Origin of the sequence: Streptomyces sp. NPDC006259 (genome assembly GCF_042870975.1) — a bacterium.
In the GTDB taxonomy this organism is placed as follows: domain Bacteria; phylum Actinomycetota; class Actinomycetes; order Streptomycetales; family Streptomycetaceae; genus Streptomyces.
The window spans coordinates 482,906-504,840 of the sequence record NZ_JBIAHY010000002.1 but is presented as its reverse complement, the minus strand read 5'-3'; the positions used below and the strand labels follow the sequence as shown (position 1 = coordinate 504,840).

General features: G+C 73.6%; 10 protein-coding genes. 2 read left to right on the top strand and 8 right to left on the bottom strand.

The features are described 5' to 3' along the window. Nucleotides 1-106: 106 nt before the first annotated feature. Complete coding sequence (locus tag ACFYO5_RS08230) at nucleotides 107-1,843, top strand: RICIN domain-containing protein (protein ID WP_388707138.1); 1,737 nt, start codon at nucleotides 107-109, stop codon at nucleotides 1,841-1,843. Between the two features lie 35 nt (nucleotides 1,844-1,878). Here ACFYO5_RS08230 and ACFYO5_RS08225 read toward each other — a convergent pair whose 3' ends face one another. Both ACFYO5_RS08225 and ACFYO5_RS08220 read right to left on the bottom strand, forming a co-directional pair. Continuing rightward, nucleotides 1,879-3,189 (bottom strand): cytochrome P450, encoded by a 1,311-nt coding sequence (locus ACFYO5_RS08225; protein WP_388705637.1) that lies wholly within the window; start codon nucleotides 3,187-3,189, stop codon nucleotides 1,879-1,881. A gap of 23 nt (nucleotides 3,190-3,212) precedes the next feature. After that, on the bottom strand, nucleotides 3,213-3,407 hold the full coding sequence (locus ACFYO5_RS08220) for a ferredoxin (protein WP_388705634.1): 195 nt from the start codon (nucleotides 3,405-3,407) through the stop codon (nucleotides 3,213-3,215). A gap of 207 nt (nucleotides 3,408-3,614) precedes the next feature. Here ACFYO5_RS08220 and ACFYO5_RS08215 point away from each other — a divergent pair, with 207 nt between their 5' ends. Continuing rightward, nucleotides 3,615-4,250, top strand: coding sequence for a DUF6875 domain-containing protein (locus tag ACFYO5_RS08215; RefSeq protein WP_388705631.1), 636 nt, complete (start codon nucleotides 3,615-3,617; stop codon nucleotides 4,248-4,250). 120 nt (nucleotides 4,251-4,370) lie between these two features. Here the strand turns inward: ACFYO5_RS08215 and ACFYO5_RS08210 are convergent, their stop codons facing one another. The 6 genes from ACFYO5_RS08210 to ACFYO5_RS08185 form a co-directional block, all read right to left on the bottom strand. After that, nucleotides 4,371-4,934, bottom strand: coding sequence for a hypothetical protein (locus tag ACFYO5_RS08210; protein ID WP_356563897.1), 564 nt, complete (start codon nucleotides 4,932-4,934; stop codon nucleotides 4,371-4,373). Next, the gene (locus tag ACFYO5_RS08205) at nucleotides 4,934-5,146 is read right to left on the bottom strand and encodes an MbtH family protein (protein WP_356563896.1); all 213 of its coding nucleotides are present in this window, start codon (nucleotides 5,144-5,146) and stop codon (nucleotides 4,934-4,936) included. The genes ACFYO5_RS08210 and ACFYO5_RS08205 overlap by 1 nt, the downstream gene beginning before the upstream one ends. Before the next feature lie 138 nt (nucleotides 5,147-5,284). Then, on the bottom strand, nucleotides 5,285-6,574 hold the full coding sequence (locus ACFYO5_RS08200; RefSeq protein ID WP_388705626.1) for a cation:proton antiporter: 1,290 nt from the start codon (nucleotides 6,572-6,574) through the stop codon (nucleotides 5,285-5,287). A 73-nt stretch (nucleotides 6,575-6,647) separates the two neighbouring features. After that, nucleotides 6,648-7,940, bottom strand: coding sequence for a kynureninase (gene kynU, locus ACFYO5_RS08195; protein WP_388705623.1), 1,293 nt, complete (start codon nucleotides 7,938-7,940; stop codon nucleotides 6,648-6,650). Beyond that, the gene (locus ACFYO5_RS08190; RefSeq protein ID WP_388705621.1) at nucleotides 7,937-8,839 is read right to left on the bottom strand and encodes an alpha/beta hydrolase; all 903 of its coding nucleotides are present in this window, start codon (nucleotides 8,837-8,839) and stop codon (nucleotides 7,937-7,939) included. Before ACFYO5_RS08190 ends, kynU begins: the two co-directional genes overlap by 4 nt. After that, complete coding sequence (locus ACFYO5_RS08185; RefSeq protein WP_388705618.1) at nucleotides 8,836-21,933, bottom strand: amino acid adenylation domain-containing protein; 13,098 nt, start codon at nucleotides 21,931-21,933, stop codon at nucleotides 8,836-8,838. The genes ACFYO5_RS08190 and ACFYO5_RS08185 overlap by 4 nt, the downstream gene beginning before the upstream one ends. Nucleotides 21,934-21,935: the final 2 nt, after the last annotated feature.

Genomic DNA, 21,935 nt, shown 5'->3' with positions numbered 1-21,935 from the left:
CGCCGGGCATCACCCGGCCACCCCCAGAGGAGGGGCTATGAAGAGCACAAGAGCAGGGCAAGCGCTGGGCACTTTCGTCGCGGCGTCCGCATTGCTGGCGATACCCATGGGCACCGCGCAGGCCTACGCCCCGACGGGCGGGACCGTCTACCAGCTCGGCGACGAGCCGTGTCTGAAGGGGCGGGGCAACTGCGCGGTCTACCCCAAGTCGGCGCAGCTGCCGAGCGGGCGGCTGGTCGCGTCGTTCGAGAAGTCCACGGTCGTGCCGCGGACGGGCAGCGCCGACGGACAGACCCTCCCGGTGTACAGGAGCGACGACCGCGGGACGACGTGGCAGCCGCTGTCCGAGGTCAAGGCACCGGCGTACCTCTCCAGCGACCCGCAGTACGCGAAGTACACGAGCAACTGGACCAACCCGTACCTCTACGTCCTTCCGCAGCAGGTGGGGAACCTGAAGGCCGGCACGCTACTCCTGGCGAGTGTCGTGTCGGGGGACGACGCCTACTACACGGAGCACAAGGCCGCCGACCCGGACTGGACGCCGTCCAACGACGGCGACCGCGCGGACATGGCGATCGCCCTGTACTCCAGCACCGACGACGGCCGGACCTGGAAGGTCGTCAACGTCATCGCGACCGGTGGATGGCAGGGCGGCAGCGCGGGCGCGGTCGGCCAGAACATCGCGGCGGCGAACACCCACCGGCAGGTGGACCCCCTCTGGGAGCCGTACCTGATGGTCCACAACGGCCGGCTGGTCTGTTTCTACTCCGACGAGAACGACTACGTCGGCTTCGACCCGGTCACGGGCGTTCCGCGGCTCGACCCCGCGAACGACACCGCCCCGGACTCGCACGGGCAGATCCTCGCCCACCGGACATGGGACGGGCGTGCCGCCCGCTGGAGCGCCCCCGTGGTGGACGTCGCCGGGTCGACGCAGGACATGGGAGGCGGGAAGACGGAGATCGGCGGCGGGCGGCCGGGCATGACGAACGTCGTCCGCACGACGGACGGCAGGTGGCTGCTCACCCTCGAGTACTGGGGCGGGGGCGCCAACACCCGGTACGTGGTCGCCGACGACCCGCTGAGGTTCTACCGCGGCTCCGCCACGGGTGAGGCCGTCACCTCCCTGCCGGTCGACACCGGTTCGCGTCCCCTCGCGACGGGAGGCAGCCCCGTCGTGATCCGCCTCCCGGACGGGCGCCTGGTCTACAACGCCGCCGGCAGCGGCAACGTGTGGGTCAACGAGAGCGGCCGCAGTGACGGCGTCTGGAAGGAGTACCAGACGACCTCGCGGGCCGGATACAGCCGCAATCTCCAGTACGTCCGGGGCACCGGCCGTATCTCGATCCTCAACAACCAGGGTGTGTCGCAGATCGCCTACGCCGAGGTCGACCTCGGCCGTTCCGCCGGCGCCTACCACCGGCTGGTGAACCGGAGGACCGGCCAGGTGATCGGCACCGGCGGGCGGACCAACGACGCCAACATCGGCAACGCGGACGTCCCCGACGTCCGCCTGGAGCCGTCCGGTTCGGCGGCGAACAAGGACACCCAGTACTGGCACGTGGTGACCGAGCCGAACGGCGGCGTGACCCTGCTGAACAAGTCGGGCGGCCGCGCGGCGGCCATCTGGACCGGCGACGCGACGGCCGGCCAGCGGATCGGCCAGTGGGTCGACGACAGCAGCACCGGCAGCTGGAACCTGGTCAGGACCGACGACGGCCACTACCGGTTCCAGTCGGTCAAGAACACGGGCCTGTACCTGACCGGCGCCTCCGCCGGTGCCCCGCTCACCCTCCAGAACGCGGCCGGGGACGGCTCACAGGACTGGGACCTCGAGGGGTAGCCGGGAAGGCGCCCGCCCGGCGCGCCCGCCGCGGTTCACCGGTCGGGGGCCGTCCCGGCGGTGGGTCCGAGAACCACCGGCAGCCGGGTCAGGCGCCATTGTCCGGGGAGTCGCATGCGCTCGCGCCGTTCCAGTTCCGCCGGCGCCAGGGCGAGCCGGATGCGCGGGTAGCGGTCCAGGAGCGCCCCGAACGCGATCTCGGCTTCGAGCCTGGCGAGGGAGGCGCCCAGGCAGTAGTGGATTCCGTGGCCGAATCCGAGGTGGTTCTCGGCCTGGCCGGGCGGGTGGCGGGTCAGGTCGAGTCGGTCGGGGTCGGTGTAGCGGCGCGGATCGAAGTTGGCCGAGACGAAGACGAGGAGGACGGCGTCACCGCGCGGGATACGGGTGCCGGCGATCTCCATGTCCTCGGCGGCGTAGCGCAGCCGGCTCGTCTGGACCGGACCGCACCACCGCATCAGCTCGTGCACCGCACCGGGCATGGCTTCCGGGTGGGACCGCAGGTGGTCGAGCTGCGCGGGGTGGGAGAGCAGGGCGGCGGTGCCGTTGCTGATGAGGTGGGCCGTCGTCTCATGGCCGGCGAGGACCAGGGTCACCACGAACGTGACCAGCTCCACGTCGCTGATGCCGCCCTCCGACTCGCCCTGTCCCCGGATGAGTCCGCTGAGCAGATCGTCACCCAGGTCGGCCCGGCGTCTGCCGATCAGCCGGTGGGTGTGCTCGATCATGGCGGGGAACGAGGTCGCGAGCCGCTCCGGCCGCATGGCGATCAGGTCCTCGCCCCACTGCTGCCACTTGTCGCTGTCCGCCCCCGGAACACCCACCAGGTCGCAGATGACCTGGATCGACAGCGGATAGGCGTAGTGCGCGAGCAGGTCGGCGCCCCCGTCGACGGTGTGCCCCGGCAGGCCGTCCAGGAGGCGGCCGGCGATCTTCTCGATCCGGGGCCGCATGTCCATCACCCGCCGCGCGGTGAACTCGCGCAGCACCCGCTTGCGCAGCCGGGTGTGCTCCGGCGGATCGGTGTCCAGCATCGAGCCGAGCAGGTAGGGACGTAGCTCGTCGGGGATCGCGAGCATGTCCATCATCTTCAGCCGCGGGTCGTCGTCGCCCGCACCGGGCACCGAGGCCGGCGCGTTGACCAGTCGGCGGTCGTGCAGCAGCGCGCGGACGTCGTCGTGGCGGGTGACGAACCAGGCCGGGGTGCCGTCGAGGTAGCGTCCGTGCACGACGGGCGCCCGTTCCCGAAGTCGTCCGTAGCCGCCGAACGGGTCGGCCATGAGGTCCGGGTGCATCGCGTGCGGTCCGGCGTCGAGGTCCTTCTGCGGAACGGGGGGAGACGTGGACATGGGCTTCGGCTTCTCCTCGTGTCTCAGTCCTCGGCGACGGTGATGGCCTGCACCGGACAGGCCTGTTCGGCCTCGCGAACCGAGGGGTCGCTCGTTCCCTCCGCACCCTCGGGCAGCACGTACACGATTCCCATGTCGTCCTGGCCGAACAGGGCGGGAGCGGTCAATGTGCATTGACCGCTGCCGATACAGCCTTCTCGGTCGATGCTGATGCGCACGTGTGCGGCTCCTCTCATTCTTCGGAGAGTAGGAACACGAATTCTTCTGTGCCATCAATATCGGCACCGTACGGCCGACGCTAGTGCAGCGAGTTTCGATCGGGCAATCTTGTCCCTGCTTACTCCGGGCCAGTTCGGCTTGTCCCGCCAGCGGGACAGGCCGACGACACATCGTGCCCGCCGGCGCTGATTGAGAGGCTGCGTTTCATGAGTTCCGGTGAAAGTGCCGTCAGCATTGACTCCACGCTCGCCGCCGTCGACTCGTGGCTGACCGAGTACATTTCGGCCCGCCATCCGGAGATCGGCCGCATCGGCCCCATCTGCCCGTTCGTCGCCCCCTCGCGCAAGAACCGGACCATGGAGATACGGGTGCGGTCCGTCGGGCATTCGCCCACCCTCGAACTCGTCGAGGAGATCGCGCGGAGCAGTCTGCGCGAGTACGGGCTCATCTCCTGGCAGGGCCGCAATCCCATGCTGCGGGCGCTGGTCGTGGCCCTGCCCGACCTGCGCGCCGAGGACACGAAGCTGCTCGACGAGGCGCAGTCACGGGTGAAGGACGAGTTCGTCGCCCAGGGCCTCATGGTGGGCCAGTTCCACGAGAACTGTGAGGTCCCGGCGGCCAGGAACCCGGACTTCGCCGTGAGCAGGGCGCCGGTGCCGGTGCTCGCGATCCGCGCGATCGCCCTGCACGACATCTTCTTCCTGGCGGAGCACCGGCACTGGTTCGAGAAGTACCGGGAGAAGTTCGGCCAGTTCTACACACCGCAGGCCATGGAGACCGAGGACCGGTTCCGGGTGGAGCACTACCGGCGGGCGGCCCGGACCTACGGCTACCTCACGTAGCGGGTGGCCGGCGGCGGGAACGCCGAGGCGGCGGGCCCGCTGTCCGGGCCCGCCGCCTCGTGCTCCGCGCGCGACCGGGCGCCGGGCCCGGTCGCTGCCGGTGGACTCGGGTGTCGCGGTTCAGGCGGAGGCCGCCGGGTCCGCGGCGCGCTCCAGGGCGGTGCGGGCCAGCCGGTGGATCCCGGTCGGGTCGGGGAGGCGCACGTTGACGAACGAGAGGAGGTCACCGCTGACGGCGACCGCCCAGGAACCCTCGATCCGGTAGCCGTCCGAGGTCGTCACCCACCGGGTGACGACTCCGTCGCCGGGGCTTCCGTCGAGCGGCTCCACGGCGGCCTTGGTGACGTCGAACTCCATGCCGTCGTTCAGCTGGATCCGGTAGGCGTCGCACTTGTGGAGCGCGTCCACGAACTCCTGGAGGATCCGTCGCGCGGCGTCGTCGCGGAACCGGGCGACGTGGTGGAAGACCACCGACCCGACGACGTTGGTGTAGAGGCCGGCGGCGTGGTCCACCGCCTCCGGGTGGGAGCCGTGCGTGAGCGTGTTGATCAGGTCGATGAGAACCCGGCCGGACTCGTCGCCGGAGAGGAAGACGGGGTCGTACGCGACGCTGGGTTCCTCGCCGAAGAACGACTCCTCCAGATCGTCCTCGGTCAGCAGGAACCGCTCGACGGTGTCGCCCATCACGCTGCTCCCATCTGGCGTACGAGGCTGAGCGGACGCATATCGGTCCAGTGCTCCTCGACATAGTCGAGGCACGATTGCCGGTCGGTTTCCGTGAGGGCCACGGTCCAGCCCGCCGGCACCTCGGCGAAGGCCGGCCAGAGTGAATGCTGGCCTTCCTCGTTGACGAGCACGAGGAACGTGCCATCGGGGTCGTCGAAAGGATTGGACATTCTCTGCTCCCTCAGTAGAGCGGCGGACACACGCATTTCTCTCGCGAAAAACCGCGGCGGCGGAATGAGGTTCGCACAACGCCGGCCATTACCCGGTCGGCGCGTTTTCCGCATTCACATTATCCGGCGCGGGACAGGTCAGGAAGTCTCTTGTCCCGCACCCGTCCGTCCCGCCGGCGGGACAGCCGCGGGGGTGCTGGGGGCCGGTGCCGGGGGCACCGGGTAGATGAGGTGCAGCAGGGGCCCGGTCATCGCCGTGGTGACCAGTGCCATCACGACCATGACGGAGTACAGCTCGCCGTCCAGGGCACCCAGTTGCAGCCCGACGGTGAGGATGATGAGTTCCGTCAGGCCACGCGTGTTCATCAGCACGGCGAGCGCGCTCGCCGGACGGTTCTTCATCCCGGCGGCACGGGCCGCGACGAACGCGCCGACGAACTTGCCGCCGACCGCGATGGTGAGGATGAGGCCGAGTTCCACGAGGTCCGTGCCGTTCATGCCGGACAGGTCCACCTTCAGTCCCGCCACGATGAAGAACATCGGCAGCAGCAGGAAGTCGTTCAGGGCGGAGATGCGCTCGCGGACCTGGCCGGTGACGTCCGGCGCCTCCCCCCGCCCGGTGCCGCGCGGCATGACCGCGCCGAAGACGAAGGCGCCGAAGATGAAGTGCAGGCCGATCCACTCGGTGAAGGCGGCCGACCCCAGCAGGCCGGCCAGGGTGACGACCATCGCGGCCGGGCTGCCGGGGCCGGCGAGCCGCCGGTGCTCCAGGAGGCGGCGCAGGAGCGGCCGGACGACGGTGAGCATCAGCACGACGTACGGCACGAACAGCAGCAGGAGCCACTGGGAGCCGGTGCCCGCCCCGCTCATCGCCACCACCACGGCCAGCAGCGTCCAGGCCAGGACGTCGTCGATGGCGGCACAGGCCAGCGCGACCGTCCCCAGCCAGGTGCGCTGCATGCCGCGGTCGGTGAGGATGCGGGCCAGCACCGGGAACGCGGTGACGGACATCGCCGCCCCCATGAACAGCACGAAGCCGGTCCGGTCGTCGGTGGGATGACGGTCGAACAGGTACAGGGCGAGGAGGGTGCCGAGCAGGAAGGGCAGGGCGATGGAGCCCACGGCGACGGTGCCGGCCACGACCCGGCGTCCGCGCATCAGACCGGCCTCCAGTTCGGCGCCGACGGCGAACATGAACAGGGCCACGCCGATGTTCGCGAGGGCGGTGAGGAAGGGCCGGATGTCCTCGGGGAACAGGGTGGAGGAGATGGCGCCGTTCAGCAGCGTCGGGCCGAGCAGCACCCCGAGGAGCACCTCGCCGATGACCGGCGGCTGCCGTAACCGCCGGGCCAGGCCGCCGGCGGCGAACGCCAGCAGCGAGATCGACGCAAGGGCGAGGAAGAGCATGGACACCTGTTGGGTACTCACAAGCCGTACGCTCCCGTTGATGCCGTTCGGTGATCTGCTGTCGCGATGCCCGTCCTCGCGGACGGCCGCGGTGTCAGGTGATGCGCGCCTTCTCGCGCGGCAGCCGGGTGTGCAGCCCGCTCTCCACCAGGCGTGCGGTCCGGTCGAACGCGTCCCACACGTCGGTGAAGCGGGTGTACGCGGGGGACGGCCCGATGCGCAGCCGGTCCGGTTCCCGGTAGTCGCAGACGACGCCCGCCTCGTCGGCCAGCGCCCGGCAGATCCGCCAGGCGTCCGGGTGCCACAGCGTGAGGTGCGAGCCGCGCCGGTCGGGGTCCCGGGGAGAGGCCAGACGGAAGCCGAGCGGTGCGAGCCGGCGGGCCGCGAGGTCCACGGCCAGCTCTCCGAGCAGCTTCCCTTTGGCCCGTAGCCGGTCGATCCCAGCCTCCTCGACCAGGGCGAGCGCGGGCACGAGCGCGGCGGTGGAGAGCATCGGCGGCGTGCCCGTCAGGAACCGGTCGACCGTTTCGACGGGGTCGAAGTCCGCCGCCATCGCGAACTGGTCGCGCTGCCCGAACCAGCCCTGGATGGGCTGCCGGAGCCGCCGCTGGAGCGCGCGGCGGACGTAGAGGAAGGCGGGCGAGCCGGGGCCGCCGTTGAGGTACTTGTAGGTGCAGCCGACCGCGAGGTCGGCGCCGTCCTCGGCGAGCCGGACGGGCACGGCTCCGGCGGCGTGCGACAGGTCCCACAGCACCAGTGCCCCGGCCTCGCGGGCGAGGGCGTCGACCGCGGCCATGTCGGCCAGCGCCCCGCTGCGGTAGGCCACGTGCGACAGGACGACGAGCGCCACCTCGTCGTCGAGGACGGCCCTCAACCGTTCCAGGTCGAGACCCCGGTCCGGGTCGGAGTGCACGAGGCGCAGGTCGAGGCCGCGCTGGCGGGCCAGGCCCTGGGCGACGTAGCGGTTGGTGGGGAAGTCGTCGGCGTCCACCACGAGGGCGCGCCGGCCGGGGGCGAGGTCGAGGGCCGCCCAGGCCAGTTTGTAGAGGTTGACGGTGGTCGAGTCGGAGAGCGCCACCTCGCCCGGCCCGGCTCCCAGGACGTGCTCCGCGAGGCGGTCGCCGATCTGCCGGCTCCAGTCGATCCAGTCGTTCCAGGACCGGATCAGGCCGCGGCCCCAGCCGCGCCGGATCACGTCGGCGACGAAGTCCGGGGTGTCGGCCGGGAGACGTCCCAGCGAGTTGCCGTCCAGGTAGAGCAGGTCGGGCTCGGCGTGCACGAACCGGTCGCGCAGGAACCCGAGCGGGTCGGCGCGGTCGAGGCGTTCGGCTTCCTCGCGGGTGCCGTCGAAGCGGCTCGCCACCGACGTGGGTGTGCTCGTCGTCATGCCGTCGCCTCCGCGGATCGGTCGTCGGGGTCGGCCCGGTGGTCGGGGAGCCCCATCTGTGCCAGGACCGCGCGGCCGAGCGGCGTCGACGGGTCGGCGAGGTCGTACGGCAGGTCGAAGTGGTTGCGGTGGGCTTCCACGACGTTCCCCGCGAGCGCGCCCCGGCGGCGCAGGGCGTCGGCCATCAGATCGTGCTGGCGCGCGTACTCCTGGGTCTCGACGCCGCCGCGCGCCAGGACGACCGGGGGCAGCTCGTCCGGCAGCAGCTCCGGCGGGCTGTTGCGGCGGACGGCGTCGGCGTCCAGCCGCAGCGCCTCGTTGACGTAGGAGCGGCTGACGGGTTCGAGGTCGTAGATCCCGCTGAGCAGGGCGGCGCCGGCGAGCAGTCGGCCCGCGGCGGGCTCGCCCGGCCCGGCCGGGACCAGGGCCATGGCGGCGAGGTGGGCGCCGGCCGAGGTGCCGCTGAGGTGCAGCCGCCGCGGGTCGACGCCGAGGTCCGCGGCGTGCCCGTGGATCCAGCGGACGCACCGGCGGACACTGGCCACGATCTCGTCCAGTTCGGTGGCCGGGGCGAGACCGTATCCCACGGCGGCGAACGCGGCGCCCGCGCGGCGGAAGGCGGGGGCCGCGAACGCCGAGCTGCGCTCGGTGAGGGCCTGCCAGTTGCCGCCGTGCACGAAGATCTGCACCGGGGCGGGTCCGTGGCGCGCGGGCCAGAAGTCGAGCCGCTCGGCGGAGCCCGGGCCGTAGCGCAGTCCGGTGCGCACACCGGGGGCGCGGCGGGCCTCGGCGCTGCGGGCGGCGTACTCGTCCAGGTAGTGGCGCAGGCTCGGGACCAGGTGGCTCGGCGAGTACGCCCGGTCCAGCCGGGCCCCGGTCAGCGGCGTCGGCGCGGTCATGAGGCGTCCGTTCCGCGCAGGGCGGCGGAGACGACGGCGCCGACCCGGGTGAGGGAGCCCGGGCGGGACAGCAGCGTGCCGTGGTCGCCGGGGACGACGTGGGTGCGCACCTCGCCGGTGAGGTACGGGCCCCAGGCGGCGGCGGTGGCCTCCGGCCTGTGCTGGTCGGTGGCGGCGAGGAGCAGGATGTCCCCGTCGAACACCGCGGGCCGGTAGTCGATCATCAGGTGGTTGTTGTTGGCGGAGATCGCCACGATGGCGCGCAGCCGGTCCTCGTCCAGGGCTCCCAGGGCGCTGCCGCGCCCGCGCAGCAGCTTCATGACCTCGTCGAAGACGAACACCTCCTCGTCGAACAGGTCGGGATCGAGACCGACCAGCCGCATCAGGTACTCCAGGTGGGGGCGCATGTCCTCGTCGTCCAGCGGTGGCACGTCGTCGTGGGTCAGACCGAGCCAGCCGGGGTGGACGTCGAGGACGGTCAGTGACTCCACCGTCCGGCCGCGCCGTTGCAGTTCGGTGGCGAGGGCGTGTGCCGCGAGTCCGCCGAACGACCAGCCCAGGAGGCGGTACGGCCCGTCGGGGCAGGTGGCCTCCAGATGGTCCGCGTAGTCGGCGGCCATCTCCGCCATGGAGGCAGGGCGCCTGTCCTGCGGCCGGGCCAGCCCGCGGGCCTGCACGGCGTAGACGGGGACGTCCGGGTCGAGGTGGCGGATCAGGCCCGTGTAGGACCAGCCGATGCCGCCGCCGGGGTGCACGCAGAACAGCGGCGGCTCGTTGCCGGTGGCGCGCAGCGGCAGGATGACGTCGTAGCCGCTGTCGGAGTCGTCCATGTCGAGCCGGCCGGCCACCCCGGCGGGGGTCGGCGACTCGAACAGGGTGCGCAGGCCGACGTCCACGCCGAAGGCCGACTTGATCCGGGCGATGAGCCGGGTGGCGAGCAGGGAGTGCCCGCCGAGGTCGAAGAAGTTGTCGTCGAGCCCGACGGAGGGGACGCCGAGGAGTTCGGCGAAGAGTTCGCAGACGACCTGCTCGTGCGGGGTGCGCGGGGACCGGGCGGTGGTGCCGGTGCGCGGGTCGTGCCGGGGCAGGGCGGCCCGGTCGAGCTTTCCGTTCGGGGTCAGCGGCAGCGCCTCCAGCGGGACGAACATCGACGGCACCATGAAGGCGGGCAGCCGCTCCTGGGCGAACTCGCGCAGGGACGCCACCAGGGCGGCGTCGCCGCGGGCGGCGGTCGGGTCGTTGGTGAAGCGCGCCGCCGGTTCCGGTGCGCCGGGCGCGGGCGGCGCGGCGCCGAGGGTGGCCGGCAGCGGGTCCGGGGCGCCCCGCAGGGCGGTGGCGTCGGCGAACACCACGTCGACGCGGTCGCGGGCGGTGTCCGACCAGGTGACCGCGACCCGGTACGACAGCCGCTCCCCCAGCTCGTACCAGTCGTCGACGGTGGCGTCGGGGGCGTCGGCGTCGGGGGCGGGTGACAGCTCGCCGGAGCGCAGGGCGCCCGCGAGCGCCACGTCGGCGGCGACGCGGGGGTTGGGCACGTCCTTGACGACCAGGGCCGCGGGCCGGGTGGACGCCAGCCGCCCGGCCACCGCGGCGTGCCCGGCCGTCGCCGCCCAGTCCACGGTCTCCGGGGCCAGGGCCGGGCCGGGGCGGCCGTCGCGCTTGCGCAGGACCACGTCGTAGCGGAAGCGGGTCAGTTCGGTGTCGTGCCGGCCGCGCTTGAGCCGTACGGACACCGTGTCCAGGTCCGGCAGCCGGTCCCGCAGGGTCGTGAAGTAGTCCGGGTCGACGAGGAGTTCGTTCTCCAGCCGGGCCGTCTGGGCGACGGCGTCACGCAGCGCCGACAGGTCGCGCGTGCCCGTCCGGGCGGCCTGCACCCCGACGGTGAAGGCGTCCAGCAGCCGCAGGTTGCGTACGTCGCCGACGAACACGGAGCCGCCGGGGGCGAGCAACCGCATGGCCGTGTCGAGGACCTCGGTCAGGTAGCCGGCGTTCGGGAAGTACTGCACCACCGAGTTGACGACGACGGTGTCGAAGTGGCCCTCGGGCAGGCCGGCGAGTTCGTGCGCGGCCTGGGTGCGCAGGTGGACGCGGCCCGCCAGGGCGGGGTCGGCCGCCACCCGGCGCCGCAGCGCTTCGACCACCGTCGGCGAGAAGTCGGTCGCCACGTACTCCCGGGCGTCGGGGGCCAGCCGGGCGAGCAGCAGACCGGTGCCGACGCCGATCTCCAGGATGCGGCCGGGGTTCAGCTCCCGGACGCGTTCGACGGTGCGCTCGCGCCACTCGCGCATGGCGTGCCCGGCGATGGGCCGGCCGTCGTAGCTGCTGACCCAGCCGGTGAAGTCCTCGCCGAGGGCGGCGTCCTGCCCGGCTCCGTACAGAGAGTCGTGCACCTGGAGCCATTCGCCGACCTGTTCGGCCTCCACCCGCCGGTCCCGCTCGGCGGTGCCGGGTACGACGTAGGCGACCAGCTGGGCCTCCTCGGCGAGATCGCGGCGCAGTACCGCGGCGGCCTGCGCGACTCCGGGGTGGTCGAGCAGGGCGGCCTCGACCTCCCCGGGCTCGATGCGGAAGCCGCGGAGCTTCACCTGCTGGTCGACGCGGCCGGCGTACTCCAGCACCCGGTCCGGGGTCCAGCGGGCCAGGTCGCCGGTGCGGTACATGCGCAGGCCGGGCGGCCCGTAGGGGCAGGCGACGAACCGTTCGGCGGTGAGTCCGGGGCGGTCCAGGTAGCCGCGGGCGACCCCGGTGCCGGCCAGGTACAGTTCGCCGACCACGCCCGGCGGGACGGGCCGCAGCGCGGCGTCGAGCACATAGGTGCCCATGTTCGCCATCGGCCGCCCGATCGGCACCGACGTGCCGAGTGCGGCGGCGTCGGCGGCGGGCACGGGGTGGTAGCTGGCGAAGGTCGTCGCCTCGGTGGGGCCGTAGCCGTCGACCACCAGCAGCCGCGGGTGCTCCTCCAGCAGCCGCCGCACGGAGGCGACGGACACCGGCTCGCCGCCGGCCCACACCTGCTCGACCTCGGCGAAGCAGCCCGGCTCCAGGTCGGCCATCAGGTTGAACAGGGAGCTGGTCAGCCACAGCGAGGTGATCCGTCGCCGTGCGATGACATCGGCGAGGGTGGGCGCGTCGAGGTCGCCGGGCGGGGCCAGCTCGATGCGTCCGCCGGTGAGCAGCGGCACCCACAGTTCGTACGTCGACAGGTCGAAGGCGAGCGGCGAGTGCAGCAGCACCCGGCGCTGGGCGCCGCCCTGCCAGCAGGGGTCGGCGGCGAAGTCGGCGATGTTGCGGTGGGTGACGACCACGCCCTTGGGGCGTCCCGTCGAACCGGAGGTGTACATGATGTAGGCCGCGTCGTCGCCGTCGGTGCGCACCGCGGGCGGCGCCGAGTCCGTGCGGTGGTCCGGCCGCGGGTCGAGCACGAGCACCGGGGTCCCGAAGTCGTCCAGGCCGTTGCGCGAGGCGGGGTCGGTGAGCAGGAGGGCGCTGCCGGTCTCCGCCAGGACGAGGCGCTGCCGGGAGGCGGGGTAGCGGGAGTCGAGCGGGACGTAGGCCGCCCCCGCGCGCAGCACCGCGAGGATGGTGGCGACCAGGGCGGGTGAGCGCCGCATCAGCAGGGCCACGGCGCTGCCGCGGGTGACGCCCCGGTCGGCCAGTACCGCGGCGAGCCGCGCGGACCAGGCGTCGAGTTCGGCGTAGGTGAGGGCGCTGTCGCCGTCGGACACCGCGACGGCGTCGGGGGTGGCCGCGGCCCGCTCGGCGAACAGTTCGGGCAGTCCGGCCGAGCGGGTCGCGACGGCGGGCCCGGACGCGGCGGCGAGCATCTCGTGCCGCTCGTGGGCGGCCAGCAGGTCCAGGCCGCTCACCGTCCGCCGCGGACCGGCCACCGCCGACTCCAGCAGCCGCACCCAGCGGGCGAACAGGTCGCGTACGGTCGCGGCGTCGTAGAGGTCACCGGCGAACTCGACGACACCGGCGATGCCGTCGGCCGTGCCGTCCGTGCCGCGCCGCTCGGCGAGGCTGAAGAACAGGTCGAACTTGGCGGTGCCGGTGCGCCCCTGGGCGATCTCCACGTTGAGCCCGGGGAGCTGGAAGGTGCGCTCGGAGGCGTTCTGGAGGGCGAACATGACGCCGAAGAACGGGTGCCGGCCCAGCGAGCGCGGCGGGTTCAGCTTCTCCACCAGGTACTCGAACGGCACGTCCTGGTGCGCGTAGGCGGCCAGGGCGGTCTCGCGGACCCGTGCCAGCAGGTCCTCGAAGGTGGGGTCGTCGGACAGGTCGGTGCGCAGCACCAGCGTGTTGACGAAGAAGCCGATCAGCTCGTCCAGGGTCTGGTCGGTGCGTCCGGCGATCGGGCTGCCGGTGACGATGTCGGTGCCGGCGCCGAGTCGGTGCAGCAGGGCGGTCAGACCCGCCTGGAGCACCATGAAGAGGGTCGCGCCGCTCTGCCGTGCGAGGTCGGCCAGCCGCTCGTGGAGCGCGGCCGGGATCCGTACGGTGACGTAGTCGCCCCGGTAGGAGGCCACCGTCGGCCGGGGCCGGTCCGTGGGCAGCTCCAGTGCCGCCGGAGCGCCTGCCAACTGCTGTTTCCAGTAGGCGAGTTGGCGGGCGAGGAGGCTGTCAGCGTCGTCGTGGTCGCCGAGCAGCCGGTTTTGCCACAGGGTGTAGTCGGCGTACTGGACCGGCAGTTCGTCCCAGTCCGGGCCGGCCCCGGCGGTGCGGGCGGCGTAGGCGCGGGCCAGGTCGCCGGCGAGCGGGCCGAGCGACCAGCCGTCCCCGGCGATGTGGTGGACCACCAGCAGCAGGACGTGTTCGTCACGGGTGAGCCGGAACAGGTCGGCGCGGATGGGCGGTTGCGTCGCGAGGTCGAAGGGGTAGCGGGCGGCCCGTTCCAGCGCCGCGGGCAGTTCCCGCTCGGTGACCGCCCGGTCGTGCAGGACCAGCTTCGCCGACTCGGGGGCGAGGATCACCTGACGCGGCACTCCCCCGTCGTCCGGGAAGACCGTGCGCAGGCTCTCGTGGCGGGCGACGACGTCGGTGAGCGCGGCCTGGAGGGCCTGCCTGTCGAGCGTGCCGGTCAGCCGCAGGCCGAGCGGGATGTTGTACATCCCGCCCAGGCCCTCCATCTGATGGATGAACCACAGCCGGCGCTGGGCGTACGACAGTGGCAGCGTCTCCGGGCGCGGCCGGCGCTCCAGGGCCGGACGGGCCGCGTCGCCCTCGTCGAGGCGGGCGGCCACACCGGCCGGGGTGGACGCCTCGAACAGGACCCGCAGCGGCAGTTCGACGCCGAACATGGCCCGCAGCCGGGCGACGAGCTGCGTGGCGAGCAGCGAGTGGCCGCCCAGGTCGAAGAAGCCGTCGTGCACGCCGACCCGCGCCAGGCCGAGGACCTGGGCGAACAGGTCGCACACGATGTGCTCCTGCGGTGTGCGCGCCTCGCGGGAGGAGCCGCTCACGACGAGGTCCGGCGCGGGCAGCGCGGTGCGGTCCAGCTTGCGGTTGGGGGTGAGCGGAAGGGCGTTCAGCGGGACGAACGCCGACGGCACCATGTAGTCGGGGAGCCGCCCGCGCAGGTGCTCGCGCAGCCGGCCGACGAGGGCGCCGGTGTCGCGCGCGGTCATCGGGCTGTTGGTGAACGACGACAGGGGGGCCCGGGAGGACGGGGAGACCGCCGAGCGGTACAGGCCGGCCGGCGGCCCGGCCGCCGGGTCCACGGGCGCGGCCGCGGCGGCGTCGGCGAAGACGGCCTCCAGGGCGGTGGGATCGGACGGTGACCAGGTGACCCACACCCGGTAGCCGTGGGCGGCCGCCAGGTCGTACAGCTCCTCGGGCTCGACACCGCCGGCCGGCGTGCCGGGCAGCGGGGTGCCCTCCCGCACCGCCTGCGCCAGGGCCGCCTCGTGGACGATGCGGCCGTTCGGGATGCCGGTGACGCGCACCGCCGCGGGCCGTTCGCCGCCGAGCAGCGCGGCCAGCCCGGCCGGCCCGTCGGCGGGCCAGGGCCGTTGTCCGGCCTCGGTGATCCGGTGCACCGGGCGGCCCTGCTTGCGCAGGACGACGTCGTACCGGTAGCGGGTCATCTCGTTGTGCGCCCTGCCCCGCCGTACCTGGACGGAGTGGCCGGTCAGGTCGGGCAGTCTGCCCTGGAGCACGGTGAAGAGGTCCGGGTCGACCAGGAGTTCCTGCTCGAGGAGCACGCCGTGCTCCACGGCCCGGCGCAGCTCGTCGGGGTTGTCGTGGGCGCGCCCGCGGGCGGCCTGCACGCCGGTGACGAAGGTGCGTTGCAGGCGCAGGTCGCGTACGTCGCCGAGGAAGACCGCACCGCCCGGGGCGAGCAGGCGCAGGGCGCCGCCGATCACGCGTTCGAGGTAGTCGGCGTGCGGGAAGTACTGGATGACCGAGTTCAGCACGACGACGTCGAAGTGCCCTTCGGGAAGTCCCTCGACGTCGTGCGCCGGCCGCACGAGCAGGCGCACCCGTTCGGCGAGTTCCCGGTCGGCGGCCACGTGGCCGCGCAGGGTGTCGATCACCGAGGGCGAGATGTCGGTGCCCCAGTACGTCTCGCAGTCGGCGGCCAGGCGGGACAGCAGCAGGCCGGTGCCGACGCCGATCTCCAGTACGCGCCGGGGCCGCAGCTCGCGGACGCGCTCCACCGTGCGGTCGCGCCACTCGCGCATCTCGTCGAGCGGCAGCGGCCGGCCGTCGTAGCTGCTGTTCCAGCTGGCGAAGTCCTCGCCGAGGGGGACCGGGCCGGCGGCGGCGTAGACCGTGTCGTACAGGTCCCGCCAGGCGTCGATCCGGTCGTGCTCCAGCTCCCGGCCGGTGTCCGGCGACGCGTGGCCGGCGTCCGGCACGACGTACGCCACCAGGCGTCGGTCGCCCGGCCGGTCCTCGCGGACCACCGTCGCCGCCTGGGCGACCTCCGGGTGGGCGGCGAGGGCGGACTCGATCTCGCCCAGCTCGATGCGGAAGCCGCGGAGCTTGACCTGGTGGTCCGTCCGGCCCGCGAACTCCAGGTGGCCGTCGGCGGTCCAGCGGACCAGGTCGCCGGTGCGGTACATGCGCGTCCCGGCGGGGCCGTAGGGGTCCGCGGTGAAGCGCCCGGCGGTCAGGGACGGCCTGCCGAGGTAGCCGCGGGCCAGTGCGTCGCCGGCGATGTACAGCTCGCCGAGCGTGCCGGGGGGCACCAGGCGCAGCGACTCGTCCAGCACGTAGACGCGGGTGTTGCGGATCGGGCGGCCGATGACGGTGTCGGTGCGGTCGGTCAGTGAGGCGGCGGTGGACCAGATCGTCGTCTCGGTGGGCCCGTAGACGTTGAGCACCTCGCGGCCGGTCTCCCGCAGGCGGGCGGCCAGCGGCCCCGGCAGCGCCTCGCCGCCGACCATGACGCGCAGTCCGTCGAACGCGTCGAGGTCGTGCGCGGCGACCATCTGCCACCAGGACGGCGTCGCCTGGACCACGGTCACGCCGGTCCGCCGGATCAGCTCGACCAGGGCGGCGGGCCGGGCGACCGTCTCCTCGGCCGCGAGCACCACCCGCGCGCCGCCGGTCAGCGGCAGCCAGATCTCCAGGGCCGCGATGTCGAAGGCGATCGTCGTCACCGCGAGCAGCGCGTCCTCGGGCCCCATCGGCACGAGGTCCCCCATGCCGAGCAGGAGGTTGGTCAGCGCGCCGTGCTCCACGACGACGCCCTTGGGGCGGCCGGTGGAGCCGGACGTGAAGATGACGTACGCGGCGTCCAGCGGTCCGGGGCGCGCACCCGGCGCCTCGTCGGGCGCCTCGGCGACGGCGGCCCGCAGCAGCGGGTCGTCGAGGGGGAGCGAGGTCGTGCCCCCACCGGGCAGGTCGGCCAGTGACGCCCCGGTGCCCACGACCAGCGCGGGCCGCGCCTCGCGGAGGATCAGCGCGGTCCGCGCGGTGGGGTGGGCCGGGTCGAGGGGGACGTAGGCGGCGCCCGTCTTGGCGATCGCCAGCAGCGTGGTGACCAGGTCGGCCGAGCGCGGCAGCGCCACGGCGACCAGCCGGCCCGGTCCGGCTCCGTGCCGGGCGAGCACCTGGGCCAGCCGGTTCGACCGCGCGTGCAGCGCGCCGTACGTGAGTTCCTCGTCGTCGGCCACCACCGCCACGCTGTGCGGCGTCCGTTCGGCCTGAGCGGCGAACAGCTCGGTGAACGGCGGCCGTTCCCCTTCCGCGCGGGTGGCGTTGCGGTCGTGGAGCAGCGTCCGCCGCTCGGCGGCGTCCAGCACGTCGATCCGGCCGAGCCGCTGGGAGGGGTCGGCGGCGACCTGGGTGAGCAGCCGCGTCCACCGGCGGAACAGGCTCCGCACCGTGTCCGGGTCGTACAGGTCGGTGGCGTACTCGACGGCGCCCTCGATGCCGGACGGCGCGCCGGTGTCGTCCCGGTGCTCGGCCATGCTGAAGAACAGGTCGAACTTGGCGGTGCCGGTCCGGCCGGACGACACCTCGACCTCCAGACCGGGCAGCCGGAACCGGGCCTCCGGCGCGTTCTGGAGGGCGAACATGATCTGGAACAGCGGATGGCGGCCCAGGGAGCGGGGCGGGTTCAGCACCTCCACCAGGTATTCGAACGGCACGTCCTGGTGGGCGTACGCGTCCAGTGCGGTGGAGCGGACCCGGCGGACCAGGTCCTCGAAGGTCGGCTCGCCGGAGGTGTCGGTACGCAGCACCAGGGTGTTGACGAAGAAGCCCGCGAGGTCGTCCAGGGCCTGGTCGGCGCGGCCGGCGATCGGGCTGCCGATCGGGATGTCGTGGCCCGTGCCGAGCCGGGACAGCAGGGCCGCGAGGCCCGCCTGGAGCACCATGAAGAGGGTCGCGCCACAGCGCCGGGCCAGGGCGTCCAGCGCCCGGTGCAGGTCGGCGTCCCACTCCACCGTCAGGTAGTCGCCCCGGTAGGAGGCGACGTCTGGGCGGGGCCGGTCGGTGGGCATCGCCAGCTCGTGCGGGAGGTCGGCGAGCCGGTCGCTCCAGTGGCGGACCTGCTGGGCGAGGAGGCTGCCGGGGTCCCGCTGCTCGCCCAGGATCTCGTTCTGCCACAGGGTGTAGTCGGCGTACTGGACCGGCAGTTCGTCCCAGTCCGGGCCGGCCCCGGCGGTGCGGGCGGCGTAGGCGCGGGCCAGGTCGGACGCCACCGGGGCGAGCGACCAGCCGTCCCCGGCGATGTGGTGGATGACCAGCTGGAGCACGTGCGCGCGCGGGCCGGTGCGGAACAGGTGGGCCCTCAGCGGCGGTTGGGTCATCAGGTCGATGGCGCAGCGGGCGCCGTGGCGCAGCGCGTCGGGCAGTTCGTCCTCGCCGACGGCCTTCGTGTCCAGCCGTGGTGCCGCCTCCTCCGGCGGCAGGATCCGCTGGCACGGGACTCCGCCGACCTCCGGGAAGACGGTCCGCAGGCTCTCGTGGCGGCCCACCAGGTCGGCCAGCGCCTCTTCCAGGGCCGCGTGGTCGAGGTCGCCGGTCAGACGCAGCTGCATCGGGATGTTGTACGTGGGGCTGGGCCCCTCCATCTTGTGCAGGAACCACAGCCGGCGCTGGGCGTAGGAGAGCGGCAGCGCTCCGGGGCGCGGCCGGCGCGTCAGCGCGGGCCGGGCCGGGCCCGCCGTGCCGAGCAGGGCGGCCACCGCCGCGGGGGTGGACGACTCGAACAGGTCGCGCAGTCCCAGCTCGACGCCGAAGGTGTGGCGCAGGCGGGCGGCCAGCCGGGTGGCGGTCAACGAGTGCCCGCCCAGGTCGAAGAAGCTCTCCGTCACGCCTACCCGGGGCAGCCCGAGCACCTGCGCGAACAGGTCGCAGACGATCTGCTCCTGCGGTGTGCGCCCGGCACGGGCCGGGGCGCTCCGCTGCGGTGCGGGCAGGGCTGCGCGGTCGAGTTTGCCGTTCGGGGTCAGCGGCAGCGCGTCCAGCGGCACGAAAGCCGACGGCACCATGTACTCGGGGAGCTGGTCCTGCGCGAGGCGGCGCAGTTCCTCCACCGCCACGGCGGACCCGGGAGCCGGTACGACGTAGCCGACGAGCCGCTGGTGGCCGCCGTCCGTCGAGGGGACGACGGCCACGGCGCCGACGCCGGGATGGCGGGTCAGGACCGCCTCGATCTCGCCCGGCTCCACCCGGAAGCCGCGGATCTTGACCTGGTGGTCCGCGCGGCCCAGGTACTCCAGCTCGCCGTCCTCGGTCCACCGGGCGAGGTCGCCCGTGCGGTACACGCGCGCGCCGGGCTCACCGAACGGGTCGGCGACGAACCGTCGGGCCGTCAGACCCGGTCGGCGCAGGTACCCGCGGGCCGGGGCCGCGCCGCCGACGTACAGCTCGCCCGGCACGCCGGGCGGGGCGGGCCGCAGGTCGGCGGTGAGGACGTAGCAGCGCGTGCGCGTGACCGGGCGGCCGAGCGGGGGCGCCGTGGGCCAGTCCGCGGGTTCGGGCGCCAGCGTCGTACCGGTGACGACGTGGGTCTCGGTGGGCCCGTAGTGGTTGTGCAGGCGCCGGCCGGGGACGCGGGCGAAGAACGCGCGCAGGGCGGCCGACGGGGTCAGCGCCTCTCCGGCCTGGGCGACGTGGCGCAGCGACGGCAGGTCCAGGCCCTGCTCCAGGGCGGCCTGGGCGACCGCGTCGAGGACGAGGTTGGGCGCGTACAGCTCGGTGATCTCCATCGTGCCGAGCCAGGCGGCGAGGCGCGCGGCGTCCCGTCGGGTCTCGTCGTCCGGCATCACCAGCGTCTTGCCGGCCAGCAGCGCCGAGAGGATCTCCTGCGCCGACACGTCGAAACCGATCGCGGTGAACTGCGCGACCCGGGCTCCGGCCTCCGCGCCGATCCGGCGGTGGTGCCAGCGCATCAGGTTGACCAGGGGCGCGCCGGGCATGACGACGGCCTTCGGCGTCCCGGTGGAGCCGGAGGTGTACATGACGTAGACCGGGCAGTCCACGGTCAGCGGGGCGATGCGGTCGGCGGCGGACAGGTCGCCGGGCTCGCGGGCGGCGACGCGCGCCCGGGTGTCCGGGTCGTCGAGGACCAGCGGCGGCGGTCCGGCGGGCAGCTGCTCGGCGAGGCGGGCGTGGGTGAGCACCAGGTGCGGTCGGGCGTCCTTCAGGAGGAACTCCACGCGGGCCGTGGGCTGTTCGGGGTCGACCGGCAGGTAGGCGGCACCCGCCTTCAGCACGGCGAGCACCGCCGCCACGAGTTCCGGGGAGCGGGGGAGGACGAGCGCGACGACGGTCTCCGGGCCGGCGGCGTGCGCCACGAGTTCGCGGGCCAGCCGGTTGGCCGAGGCGTTCAGTTCGGCGTAGGTGAGCTGCCGGCCGTCGCCGATCACCGCGACGGTGTCCGGGTGGGCGGCGGCCTGTCGCTCGAACAGCTCGGGGACGTGCGCCTCCGCTTCGTGCGCGGCGGCCTGCGGGACATCGTCGGGCGCGCGGTTTCCGGCAGCCTCCCAGGCGTGATCGGGCCCGCCGTTTCCGGCAGCCTGCCAGGCGTCGCCCGAACCACCGTTCCCGGCAGCCTCCGGGGCGTCGTCCGGCGCACGCTTCCCGGCAGCCTCCCACGCGTGATCGAGCCCGCCGTTCCCGGCAGCCTGCCAGGCCTCGCCCGAACCACCGTTCCCGGCAGCCTCCGGGGCATCGTCCGGCGCACGCTTCCCGGCAGCCTCCCACGCGTGATCGAGCCCGCCGTTCCCGGCAGCCTGCCAGGCGTCGCCCGGACCGCCGTTTCCGGCAGCCTCCGGGGCGTCGTCCGGCGCGTTCCACCGGTCGAGGACCAGTCGCCGCTCGCGCCCGAGCAGCCCGTCCACCGCGCGGACCGGGCGGTCCGGGTCGTCGGCGAGGGCGCGCAGCACCTGGTGCAGCCGGTCCATCAGGGTCTGCGCGGCGCTCCGGTCGACGGCGTCGGCGCGGTGGTCGAGCCGCAGGTAGAGCCGTTCGCCCGGGGCGGCGAGCAGGGTGAGCGGGTAGTGCGTGGCGTCGCGGCTCGCGCCGAGCGTCAGCCGGAACCGGACGTCGCCCGCGTCGAACGCGCGGTCGGCGAAGGGGTAGTTCTCGAACACCACGGCGGTGTCGAAGAGGTCGGCGACCGGTGCCTCCTCCTGGATGCCGGTCAGTCCGAGGTGGTGGTGGTCGGCGAGCGCGGACTGCTCGGCCTGCAACCGGGTCAGCAGGTCGCGCAGCGACTCGGCCGGCGCCCAGCGCACCCGTACCGGGAGCATCGCGATGAACAGGCCGACCATCGACTCGACGCCGGGCAGCTCCGGAGGCCGGCCGGAGGCGATCGCGCCGAAGACGACGTCCTGGCGCCCGGTCGCCCGGGCCAGCACGATCCCCCAGGCGGCCTGGAGGACGGTGTTGAGGGTGACGCCCAGGTGGCGGGCGGTCTCCTCCAGGGCCGCGGTGAGCCGGACGCCGGCGGGCCGGACGAGGCGGTCCGGGAGCTGCGGGGAGCGGGGGTCGGCCGCCGCGACGCGGGTCGCCGTGTCCACTCCGGCCAGCGCCGTGCGCCACGCCCGCCCGGCCGCGCGCCGGTCCTGCCGGCCCAGCCAGTCGAGGTACGCCTTGTACGGCGTGACGGGCGGCAGGGAGCGCGGGGCGCCGCCGTCGGCGTAGAGGGTGAACAGTTCGCGCAGCAGGACGGGGGTCGACCAGCCGTCGAGGACCAGGTGATGGCTGGTCACCACGAGCCGGTGGCGGAGGGGGCCGAGTCTCAGCAGCCGGAAGCGGATCAGCGGCGGCTTCGACAGGTCGAACCGTTCGGCGAAGTCCGCCGCCGCCAGGCGCTCGCCCTCCGCTGCCGCCCGCGCGGCCGGCAGGCCGCCGAGGTCGGACTCGGTCCACGGGAGTGGCACGGAGCGCGCCACGACCTGGAGGGAGCGCCCCGAGCGGGCCCGGCGGAAGCCGGCGCGCAGGACGGCGTGCCGGCCGATCAGGGCCCCGGCGCAGCCGCGCAGCAGCGAGGCGTCGAGGGGGCCCTCGACCTCGATGGTGTGCTGCACGGCGTACACGTCCGGACCTGAGCGGTCGTACTCGGTCTGGAACAGCAGCCCTTCCTGCATGGGGCTGAGCGGCAGGATGTCTTCCAGGCGGGACGGTTTCACCATGG